Annotated in this window: 10 protein-coding genes and 1 pseudogene; 1 reads left to right on the forward strand and 10 read right to left on the reverse strand. The window is 70.5% G+C overall.

Features of this window, described 5'->3' with window-relative positions:
• Positions 1-133 precede the first annotated feature (133 nt).
• The 7 genes from ASG00_RS10495 to ASG00_RS10525 form a co-directional block, all read right to left on the reverse strand.
• Positions 134-919 (reverse strand): regulatory protein RecX, encoded by a 786-nt coding sequence (locus tag ASG00_RS10495; RefSeq protein WP_056209376.1) that lies wholly within the window; start codon positions 917-919, stop codon positions 134-136.
• Positions 920-921: 2 nt separating this feature from the next.
• Complete coding sequence (recA, locus tag ASG00_RS10500; RefSeq protein ID WP_056209378.1) at positions 922-1,974, reverse strand: recombinase RecA; 1,053 nt, start codon at positions 1,972-1,974, stop codon at positions 922-924.
• Between the two features lie 259 nt (positions 1,975-2,233).
• The gene (locus ASG00_RS10505; protein WP_045247605.1) at positions 2,234-2,458 is read right to left on the reverse strand and encodes a DUF3046 domain-containing protein; all 225 of its coding nucleotides are present in this window, start codon (positions 2,456-2,458) and stop codon (positions 2,234-2,236) included.
• Between the two features lies 1 nt (position 2,459).
• A complete protein-coding gene (locus ASG00_RS10510; RefSeq protein ID WP_045247604.1) occupies positions 2,460-2,768 on the reverse strand; it encodes a helix-turn-helix domain-containing protein in 309 nt (102 codons plus the stop codon).
• A gap of 157 nt (positions 2,769-2,925) precedes the next feature.
• Positions 2,926-3,477 (reverse strand): CinA family protein, encoded by a 552-nt coding sequence (locus ASG00_RS10515; RefSeq protein WP_416361463.1) that lies wholly within the window; start codon positions 3,475-3,477, stop codon positions 2,926-2,928.
• Positions 3,474-4,052 (reverse strand): CDP-diacylglycerol--glycerol-3-phosphate 3-phosphatidyltransferase, encoded by a 579-nt coding sequence (pgsA, locus tag ASG00_RS10520; protein ID WP_056209381.1) that lies wholly within the window; start codon positions 4,050-4,052, stop codon positions 3,474-3,476. Before pgsA ends, ASG00_RS10515 begins: the two co-directional genes overlap by 4 nt.
• Positions 4,053-4,054: 2 nt before the next feature.
• A complete protein-coding gene (locus tag ASG00_RS10525; protein ID WP_056209385.1) occupies positions 4,055-6,703 on the reverse strand; it encodes an FtsK/SpoIIIE family DNA translocase in 2,649 nt (882 codons plus the stop codon).
• 140 nt (positions 6,704-6,843) lie between these two features.
• On the opposite strand from ASG00_RS10525, the gene ASG00_RS10530 reads away from it, so the two are divergent.
• On the forward strand, positions 6,844-8,130 hold the full coding sequence (locus ASG00_RS10530; RefSeq protein ID WP_056209387.1) for an acetyl-CoA C-acetyltransferase: 1,287 nt from the start codon (positions 6,844-6,846) through the stop codon (positions 8,128-8,130).
• Between the two features lie 15 nt (positions 8,131-8,145).
• Here the strand turns inward: ASG00_RS10530 and ASG00_RS10535 are convergent, their stop codons facing one another.
• The 3 genes and pseudogenes from ASG00_RS10535 to ASG00_RS18080 all read right to left on the reverse strand — a co-directional run.
• Positions 8,146-8,640, reverse strand: coding sequence for a GNAT family N-acetyltransferase (locus ASG00_RS10535; protein ID WP_056209389.1), 495 nt, complete (start codon positions 8,638-8,640; stop codon positions 8,146-8,148).
• A 41-nt stretch (positions 8,641-8,681) separates the two neighbouring features.
• The gene (locus ASG00_RS10540; protein WP_056209392.1) at positions 8,682-10,358 is read right to left on the reverse strand and encodes a ribonuclease J; all 1,677 of its coding nucleotides are present in this window, start codon (positions 10,356-10,358) and stop codon (positions 8,682-8,684) included.
• 114 nt (positions 10,359-10,472) lie between these two features.
• Positions 10,473-10,804, reverse strand: a pseudogene (locus ASG00_RS18080) (4-hydroxy-tetrahydrodipicolinate synthase); the annotation flags it as partial.

Below are 10,804 nucleotides of genomic sequence, written 5' to 3' on the forward strand. Positions count from 1 at the left end.
CGCGCGTGCCCGTCGACGTCGAGGGCTGCCGACGACGGCGCGATGAGAGTCGGGGTACTGCGAGGGGAGGTCATGATGCCTGTCATTCTACGGTCGGCTCCACGACAGACGGCCTGACCAGCACGCGACGGAGTCAGTCGGTGAATCGCACCCCGGAGGTACGGGGTCGCTCGCCCAGGGCCTGCCGCGCGACCCGCATCGACGTCGCCCCGTTGAAGCCGCGGCGCTGCAGTTGTCCGACGAGACGGCGCAGCCCCACCTCGGGAGGGAGTGAGCGCAGGGTGCGGGCCTTGCCGAGCGCGAACTCGAGCGCGCGCTCCTCCTCGTCATCGGGCAGCTGGTCGATCGTGACGTCGATCACCTCGCGGTCGAGACCGCGCTGCACGAGCGCCTGACGTACGGCGCCCCTCCCCTGCCGCTTCTGAAGCCCCTTGTGCACGAGCTGCTCGGCGAGGGCCGCGTCATCGAGGTAACCGCGATCGACGCAGGCGTCGATGATCTCGTCGATCTGCATCTGATCAAGTCCTTCGGCCCGCAGCACATCGTGGGCCTCACGCACCGACAGACTCCGCCCCCGCAGGCGCTTCAGCAGGGTCTGCTCCGCCGCCGCGGCGTCGATCGCCGGCGACGGTGTCTCGCCGTCACCGGGGCCTGCGATCGCGCGACCCGACGACGGGCTGCGCCCGCGATCCGGCGCGCGCGTCGAGTCGTCGACGGCTCCCAGCGCGTGCAGCCCCCGGGCGGCCGGTGCCGTCCAGGTGGTGTGCCACCGCGTGTCGGGTTCGGCAGGCGCGTCGGGAGAGGCATCCGTCGAGGAGGACGCCAACGTCGGACGCGGCAGGCCGGCCGACGCGGAGCGCCCGAAGAGGGGGATGACGGGGGCGAGCCCGTCGGGCTCGCCCCCGGGAGGTACCGTCATGATCAGGCCGGACGACGCTTCGCGAGCTCGTCTTCGACGGCGGCATCGGCGTCCTTCGGGACGCCCACGCCGAGCTTGGCCTTGATCTTCTGCTCGATGTCAGCCGCGATGTCCTCGTTCTTGAGCAGGAACGACCGGGCGTTCTCCTTGCCCTGACCGAGCTGCTCGCCGTCGTAGGTGTACCAGGCGCCCGACTTCTTGACGATGCCGTGCTCGACACCGAAGTCGATGAGGCTTCCTTCGCGCGAGATGCCCGTGCCGAACAGGATGTCGAACTCCGCCTGCTTGAAGGGCGGCGCCATCTTGTTCTTGACGACCTTGACGCGAGTGCGGTTACCGACCGCGTCGGTACCGTCCTTCAGCGTCTCGATGCGGCGGATGTCGAGGCGTACCGACGCGTAGAACTTGAGCGCCTTCCCGCCGGCGGTGGTCTCGGGCGAGCCGAAGAAGACGCCGATCTTCTCGCGCAGCTGGTTGATGAAGATCGCGGTGGTCTTGGTCTGGTTCAGGCCACCGGTGAGCTTCCGGAGCGCCTGCGACATCAAGCGCGCCTGCAGGCCCACGTGCGAGTCGCCCATCTCGCCTTCGATCTCGGCCTTGGGGACGAGGGCGGCGACCGAGTCGATGACGACCAGGTCGATTGCGCCCGAACGCACGAGCATGTCGGCGATCTCGAGCGCCTGCTCACCGGTGTCGGGCTGCGAGACGAGCAGCTGGTCGATGTCGACGCCGAGCTTCGCGGCGTAGTCGGGGTCGAGCGCGTGCTCGGCGTCGATGAATGCGGCGATGCCGCCCGCGCGCTGCACGTTGGCGATCGCGTGGAGGGTCAGCGTGGTCTTACCCGACGACTCCGGACCGTAGATCTCGATGATGCGGCCGCGAGGAAGACCACCGACGCCGAGGGCGACGTCGAGGGCGATGGAACCGGTGGGGATGACTTCGACCGGCGCGCGCTCGTCGCTGCCCAGCCGCATGACCGAGCCCTTTCCGAACTGGCGGTCGATCTGGGCGAGGGCCGACTCGAGGGCCTTCTCGCGCTCGACGGGTGATGGCATGGCGTGCTCCTTCTGCTCGCGTTCCGCTGCCTGTAGGCTGCCGGGCCGCCCCCACGGTGAGGGTGTTCCCGGCAAGGCGTCTGGTGTCGTTCGACGTCCCTCACGCTAGGCCGCACCTCCGACATCGGTCGGGGGCGTTGCGGCATTCCGTGAGGGCGACGAGAACGTCACCGGATGTGAAGGAGACTACGCCGACATCGAACGGATCTTCGACGACACGCCGAACGACACACCGTCATTCATCGGAGCGACGGACGGGTCAGTGACGCTTCGGCTCGAGGCGTCCGGCGCCGTGGCGGCGCGAGAGCGGGACATCCGTCGCCTCGCACAGGGCGAGCCAGACGTCGCGCGTCGCCAGGCCGGCATCGAGCGCCTCGACGGGGGTGCGCCCGCCGAGCTCGGAGAGCACCAGGTCCGCGACGATCGCGGGACCGCGCGCTCCGAACTCGTCGGACACCGCGCGTTCGAATTCGCTGCGTCGCACCTCAGCGCAGCGAGAGCTCGGGCTCGACCGAGGCCACCAGCTCGTCGGGGACAACATCGGGGAAGACCTGCAGGCCCTCGAGCACCAGGAGTCGGTCGGCGACTTCGCGCATGATCATCGCGATCGATACATCGAGCGCATCGGCGACCGCGGCGAGGATCTCGCTCGACGCCTCCTTCTGCCCGCGCTCCACCTCGCTGAGGTAGCCGAGCGCGATGCTCGCGCGGCTGGCCACCTGACGGAGGGTACGGCCCTTCTGCTGGCGCAGGTCCCGCAGGACTTCGCCGATCTCATGACGTACCAGGATCATTCGGGTCCCCTCCTCACTCATCTCGGGTCGCGGTCCGGGGGGACCACGCTACCTCACCGGTTGCAGTCAATCTAACCCGCGCCGCTGGGCATCGGGCCAGAATCACCGAATGTAACCGACCGGAAACAGGCCCTATTCCCCTCGCCACGGTGACCCCTCAGAGGGCGTCGAGAGCGAGCCGGATGACGCGGCGCACCGTCTCTGCACGGATGCCGTCGCGGTCACCGTCGAGCTGCAGCGATTCGACACGCGTGCCGAGGGGGGTGGACACGGCGATGTGCACGGTTCCCACCGGCTGCCCGTCGGGCGAGGTCGGCCCCGCGATGCCGGTCGTCGCGATGCCGACCTGCACCTCGACTCCTGGGAGGGCGAGTGCGCCGCGCACCCCTTCCGCCATCTGGCGGGCGACCTTGGGCTGCACGGCGCCGTGGAGCGCGAGCACCTCGGCATCGACGCCGAGCAGCGTGGCCTTCAGCTCGGTCGCGTAGGCGACGACTCCGCCCTGCACGTGAGCGGATGCCCCGGGCACCGCGACGAGCTGGGCGGTCACTGCGCCGCCCGTGAGCGATTCCGCGACACCGATGCGCCAGCCGAGGTCGTCGAGCCGGGCGATGAGGCGGGCCGCGTCGGAGGCGGGCGCCGCCGGTCGGGAGCGCACGAGCGTCTCCTCCGCGTCGGCGCTGCCGTCGTGCGCGTCGATGTCGGTCACGTGGCCGACCGCCGCGCCGCGCGGGCGCCGCGGATCTCGGTCACGAGGTAGTCGATGCCACTCGCGATCGTGAGGATGACGGCGATCCACATGGTCGCCACGACGAACCATGAGACCCAGCCGCCGAGCACCGTCCACAGGGGCGCGATGGCGAGCGTGATCGCGACGGCCTGGGCGACGGTCTTGAGCTTGCCCATCCACGCTGCGGCGAGCACGTGGTCGCTGATGACGATGAACCGGTAGACGGTGATGCCGATCTCGCGCACGAGGACGATGATCGTCACCCACCAGGGCAGCTTGCCGAGGATCGAGAGGCCGACGAACGCGCAGCCGGTGATCACCTTGTCGGCGATCGGATCGAGGATCTTGCCGAGGTCGGTCACGACCTCGTACTTGCGGGCGAGGTAGCCGTCGATGCCGTCGGTCGCGATCGCGACGACGAACAGCAGAGCGGCGGCCCACCGCAGGCCTCCGTCGGTGCCGCCGTCGGAGAGCAGCAGCCACAGGAAGACCGGCGCGCAGAGGATGCGCGCGATGGTGATCGCGTTGGGCAGCTGTCGCGGAATCGTCGTCATGGTCAGTCGCGGCCGGTCAGGCTCCAGGCATCCTCGTCTCCGTCGGAGTCGAGGACATCGTAGCCGTCGAACTGCCGCTCGACCGGATCGTCGGCGTAACGCTCATCGATCCCAGCGGGGGCGGATGCCGCGGCCGGCACGTCGTCGCCGCGCAGACGCGCGAGCACCTCGGGCAGCTGCTCGGGGGTGACCAGCACGTCACGCGCCTTCGAGCCCTCCGAGGGCCCGACGATCTCGCGGGACTCGAGGAGGTCCATGAGGCGTCCGGCCTTCGCGAACCCGACCCGCAGCTTGCGCTGCAGCATCGAGGTCGAGCCGAACTGGGAGCTGACGATCAGCTCGGCGGCGGCGAGGAGCAGCTCGAGGTCGTCGCCGATGTCGGCGTCGATCTCCTTCCTCTCCGCGGCGGCCTGCACGTCGGCACGGTAGTCGGGGCGGGCCTGTCCGGTGACGTGGGCGACGACCTTCTCGATCTCCGCCTCGCTGACCCACGCGCCCTGCACGCGCAGCGGCTTGGACGCCCCCATCGGCAGGAACAGCCCGTCGCCCTGTCCGATGAGACGGTCGGCGCCCGGCTGGTCGAGGATGACGCGCGAGTCGGTGACGCTCGTGACCGCGAACGCGAGCCGCGAGGGCACGTTGGCCTTGATGAGACCCGTGACGACATCGACGCTCGGACGCTGGGTGGCGAGCACGAGATGGATGCCGCTGGCCCGGGCGAGCTGCGTGATGCGAACGATCGAGTCCTCGACGTCGCGCGGGGCGACCATCATGAGGTCGGCGAGCTCGTCGACGACGACCAGCAGGTAGGGGTAGGGCTTGAGCACGCGCTCGGAACCGGCCGGCAACTCGACCTGACCGGCGACGACGGCGCGGTTGAAGTCGTCGATGTGGCGGAACCCGAACGACGCGAGGTCGTCGTACCGCATGTCCATCTCCTTCACGACCCACTGCAGCGCTTCGGCCGCCTTCTTCGGGTTCGTGATGATGGGGGTGATGAGGTGCGGCACGCCGGCGTACGAGGTCAGCTCGACGCGCTTCGGGTCGATGAGCACCATGCGCACGTCGGCGGGCTTGGCGCGCATCAGCAGGCTCGTGATCATCGAGTTCACGAAGCTCGACTTGCCGGAACCGGTGGAGCCCGCGACCAGCAGGTGGGGCATCTTCGCGAGGTTGGCGACGACGTAGGAGCCGCTGACGTCCTTGCCGACGCCGATCGTCATGGGATGGGTCTGCTGCTGCGCGGTCGAGGAACGCAGCACGTCGCCGAGGGTGACGATCTCGCGGTCGGTGTTGGGGATCTCGACGCCGATGGCGCTCTTGCCGGGAATCGGGGCGAGGATGCGCACCTCGTTGGAGGCCACCGCGTAGGCGATGTTGTTGGTGAGCGCCGTGATGCGCTCGACCTTCACACCGGGGCCGAGCTCGATCTCGTACTGCGTGACTGTCGGTCCGCGGGAGAAGCCGGTGACCCGCGCATCGACCTGGAACTGGTCGAGCACCCCGGTGATCGCCCGGACGACCTCGTCGTTCGCCGCCGAACGCGCCTTGCCGGGCGCGCCGGGCGCCAGGGTCGTCACGGCCGGCAGCCGGTAGGGGGCGGCGGGCGGGAGGCCCGCGGCATCCGATCCGAAGCCGACCACATCGGGCAGTGCCTCCTGCGGGCCGGTGTCGCCGTCGTCGACGAGGGAGGTCGCCGCGTTGCGAGCCGCCTGCGTGCGCGCCGCGCGGATGATCGAGGGATCGACGACCTCGGTGATCGCATCGGTGGGCACCGGTGCGACGGCCTGGTCGAACCCGCCCTGGGCGTCATCGGTCGTGAAGAGCAGCTCTGTGAGGTCCTGCGACGGGGAGGTCGAGGCATCCTTCTCACGACGCCCGCGGTTGCGACGCCACGCCGGCAGCGTCTCATCGGCCGCCTCGGCGGAGGCGTCGGGCTCGGACACGCGCTCGGTGCCGAACATCCACGCGTACAGGTCGCCGAGCCTGCGGCCGATGCGGTTCGGCGGGGTCTTGGTGAGGATCAGCACGCTGAGCGCGGCGAGGAGCCCCAGGGCGAGGTACGCGCCGATCGGGGAGAGGAGGTAGGCGAGCGGCTCGGCCACCATCCAGCCGAAGAGGCCTCCGGCGCCGCTCAGCGCCGGAAGACCCTGGGAGGGAGCAGGCCGTCCGCCGGCCACGTGGCAGAAGCCCGCGATCGCGACGACGAACAGCAGGAAGCCGATGCCGATGCGGCCGTTGTCGTGCACCGAGGCCGGATGACGGAACAGCCACCCGGCGAGGAGCACGAGCAGCACCGGCATGAGGAACGCGAGCCGTCCGACCAGCCCGCCGACGCTGTAGGCGGAGACGGAGGCGGAGACATCCGTGCCGATGAGGAACCACTCGACCACGGCGCCCGCGACCGCGAGGACGACCAGCAGGAACGGGAGCCCGTCGCGGCGCTGCTCCTTCTCGAGCGTCTCGGGCCCGAACGCGCGGAACAGCCCGCCGACGCCGTGCGCGAGCCCCATCCAGGCGCGCACCGCGAGGGCCGGCCTGTCAGGCTCGCCGACGTAGCCGCGCGGGGTCGGTTCGGGCTTGCGAGCGCGCGACGCACCGCTCTTCGCGGGCGCGCGGCCGCTCGAGGTGGCGCTGCTGCTCCTGGGCATGCCTCCACGGTAGGCGTCCGGGCCGACACTGGCCGGTAGCGACGCGGATGCCGCGGCCACACGCCGCCACGACCCGCACCCCCGCGTGCGGTGGGAGGATGCCGGAAGGCCCGCGCCGACGCGGGCACGGAGGATCCCCCATGACCCCACCCCGCCCCGTCGCCGTCTACGGCGGCCGACGCATCCCGTTCGCACGCTCGAACACGGCCTACGCCGACGCATCCAATCAGGACATGCTCACGACCACGCTGCAGGCCGTCGCCGACGCGTTCGACCTGCACGGCGAGCGCATCGGCGAGATCGCGGCCGGAGCCGTGCTCAAGCACTCGCGCGACTTCAACCTGACCCGCGAGTCGGCGCTCAGCACGACCCTCTCCCCCGCCAGCGCCGCATTCGACGTGCAGATGGCGTGCGGCACCGGGCTGCAGGCGGCGGTGACCGTCGCGAACAAGATCGCGCTCGGGCAGATCGACTCGGCGATCGCCGGCGGGGTCGACACGACATCCGATGCCCCCCTCGCGCTCGACGAGGGGCTGCGTCATCTGCTTCTGCGCGCCAACCAGGCGCGCTCGTTCGGTGCTCGGGCGAAGCTGTTCGCCGGCTTCCGCCCGCGGATGCTGCGCCCCCACGTGCCCAGCAACGGCGAGCCGCGCACGGGCCTGAGCATGGGCGAGCACACCGAGCTCATGGTGAAGGAGTGGGGCATCACCCGCGCCGCGCAGGACGAGCTCGCCTATGCGTCTCACCGCAACGCCGCCGCCGCGTGGGAGGCGGGGTTCTTCGACGATCTCGTCGTGCCGTACCGCGGGCTCACCCGCGACAACAACCTGCGCACCGACATCTCCCTCGAGCGGCTCGGCACGCTCTCCCCGGTCTTCGATCGCACGAGCGGACGCGGCACGCTCACGGCCGGCAATTCGACGCCCCTCACCGACGGCGCGTCGGCGGTGCTGCTCGGCACGGAGTCGTGGGGTGCCGAACGGGGCCTTCACCCCCTCGCGTACGTCATCGACGCGGAGACGGCCGCCGTCGACTTCGCTGGCCCCGGCCCGGAAGGCCTGCTGATGGCACCCGCCTACGCGGTGCCGCGCCTGCTCGCGCGCAACGGGCTCACCCTGCAGGACATCGACGTGTACGAGATCCACGAGGCCTTCGCCGGACAGGTGCTGTGCACGCTCGCGGCGTGGGAGGACGCCGACTACTGCCGCACCCGGCTCGGACTCGACGCCCCGCTCGGGCCCATCGACCGCGCGAAGCTCAACATCAAGGGTGGGAGCCTCGCCACGGGGCATCCGTTCGCGGCGACCGGCGGGCGCATCCTCGCCGGCACCGCGAAGATCCTGCACGAGCGGGGCGGCGGCACGGCACTCATCTCGGTCTGCGCGGCCGGCGGCCTCGGCGTCACCGCGCTGCTGAAGGCGGCGTGACGACGAGCGGATGCCTCACCGCAGCCGCTTCACCATGATGTCGCGGCCGCTCGTGGGCTGAGTCACCGCGAAGCCCTCGGAGCGGTACAACGTGGCGGCGAAGTTGCCGCGCTCGACGCTGAGGCTCAGACGCTGATATCCGGCGGACGCGGCGTGGGCGGCGAGACGCTGGAGCAATGCGCGGCCCACACCGTGCGCCCGCCAGATCGGACGCACCCCGATGATCAGCTCGGGCACACCGGTGGCGACATATCCGAAGCCGGGGTCCGAGCGCGGGAACATGCGATACCAGGCCGCACCGATCGGCTCACCGGTGGGCGAGGTCGCGACGAATCCCGCGTCGCCGGGGCGCATCCAGCCGGCGAGATAGCGGCTGTGCTCGGGCGAGCCGAGCACCTCGTGCCGAGGGCGCGCCGAACCCGGTCGCCAATTGGCCGCTTCCACGACCATGTCGGCGAGAAACGCTCCGTCCGACCTCGTCGCCGGCCGGATCGCGAACGACTCGGGCATGCCTCAGATCGTAGTCCCGCCGATGCCCGCGCCCGATCCGCTCAGGCCTCGATGACCAGCGGCACGATCATCGGGCGACGACGCAGCGACTGGTTGACCCAGCGACCGATCGTGCGCCGCACGACCTGCGACAGTGCGTGCGTGTCGCGCACGCCCGACTGCACAGCCTCGGTGAGAGCAGCCGCGATCTTCGGCTTCACCGCGTCGAAGACCGAGTCGTCCTCGGCGACACCGCGCGCGTGGATGTCAGGCCCGGAGACGATGCGGCCGGTCGCGGCATCCACCACGACGATGACGGAGATGAACCCCTCCTCGCCGAGGATGCGGCGGTCCTTCAGGTCGGCGTCGGTGATCTCGCCCACGCTCGAGCCGTCGACGTAGACGAAGCCCACGTCAAGCTGGCCGACGATGCGCGCTCGGCCGTCCTTCAGGTCGATGACCGTGCCGTTCTCGGCGAGGATCGTGCGCTCCGGCTCGACGCCGGTCTCCTGCGCGAGCTTCGCGTTGGCCATGAGGTGGCGGTACTCGCCGTGCACCGGCAGCACGTTGCGGGGCTTGAGGATGTTGTAGCAGTAGAGCAGCTCGCCCGCGGCGGCATGACCCGACACGTGCACCTTGGCGTTGGCCTTGTGCACGACGTTCGCGCCGAGCTTGGTGAGTCCGTCGATCACCCGGTAGACGGCGTTCTCATTGCCGGGGATGAGGCTCGACGCGAGGATCACGGTGTCGCCCGGTCCGGGTTCGATGGCGTGGTCGAGGTTCGCCATGCGGCTGAGCACCGCCATGGGCTCGCCCTGCGATCCGGTCGACATGAAGACGACCTGGTCGTCGGGAAGGTTCTGCGCCTTCTTGTAGTCGATGAGCACGCCGTCGGGCACCGTCAGGTAGCCCAGGTCCTCGGCGATCGTCATGTTGCGCACCATGCTGCGTCCCAGGAAGGCGAGCCGACGGCCGTGAGCGGCAGCGGCGTCGAGCACCTGCTGCACGCGGTGCACGTGCGACGAGAAGCTCGCGACGATCACGCGGCGCGGGGCCTTGGCGATGACCTGGTCGAGCACGGGGCCGATCGAGCGCTCGAGCGGCGTGAAGCCCGGGACATCCGCGTTCGTGGAGTCCACGAGGAAGAGGTCGACGCCCTCCTCGCCGAGCCGAGCGAACGCCCGCAGGTCGGTGAGGCGGCCGTCGAGCGGCAGCTGGTCCATCTTGAAGTCGCCGGTCGCGAGCACGAGGCCCGCGGGCGTACGGATCGCGACGGCGAGCGCGTCGGGGATGGAATGGTTGACGGCGACGAACTCGAGGTCGAACGGACCGACCTTCTCGCGCTGCCCCTCGGCGACGGTCAGCGAATACGGCTTGATGCGGTGTTCCTTGAGCTTCGCCTCGGTGAGGGCGAGCGTCAGCTGCGAGCCGATGATCGGGATGTCCTGGCGCAGCCGCAGCAGGTAGGGGACGGCGCCGATGTGGTCCTCGTGGCCGTGGGTCAGCACGACCGCCTCGATGTCGGCCAGCCGATCCCGCAGCGGACCGAGGTCGGGGAGGATCAGGTCGACGCCGGGCTGGTGCTCCTCGGGGAAGAGCACGCCGCAGTCGACCACGAGCAGACGCCCGTCGTACTCGAACACGGTCATGTTGCGGCCGACCTCGCCGAGTCCGCCGAGGGGCGTGACGCGCAGGGTGCCGGAGTCGAGGGCGGGCGGATCGTAGACCTGGGTGGGCATGCAGAGCCTTTCCGGGATGCCGCGCCTCGCGCGCATCCGTCATCTCGCCGCGGGGGCGGCGTCTCGGTATGGCCGCTCGCGCGGCGTTTGTGTCCGCACTCGCGGCGGACGGTGTCAGCGGGTCGTGCCGTGGACCTTCGGCAGCGCACCGCCCGCGGCCGCGTTGCGGTCGGGGCGGAAGTTGGAGAAATCGGCGCCGGGCACGCCGGTCACGAGGGCGAGCTCGTCCTCGATGATCGCGGCCTCCCATTCCTCGGGGCCGACGAGCGGCAGGCGCACGCGGGGGCTGCCGATGCGGCCGAGGCCGTGGAGGATGTACTTCGCGCTCACCGTGCCGGGCACATGCGTCATGACGGCACGCACGAGCGGCTCGAGGCGCTGGTGCTCGGCGGTCGCCGCCGCGAGGTCGCCGCGGTTCACCGCGTCGACGATCGTGCGGTACGGGG

Source organism: Microbacterium sp. Leaf351 (assembly GCF_001423825.1).
Classification (GTDB): domain Bacteria; phylum Actinomycetota; class Actinomycetes; order Actinomycetales; family Microbacteriaceae; genus Microbacterium; species Microbacterium ginsengisoli.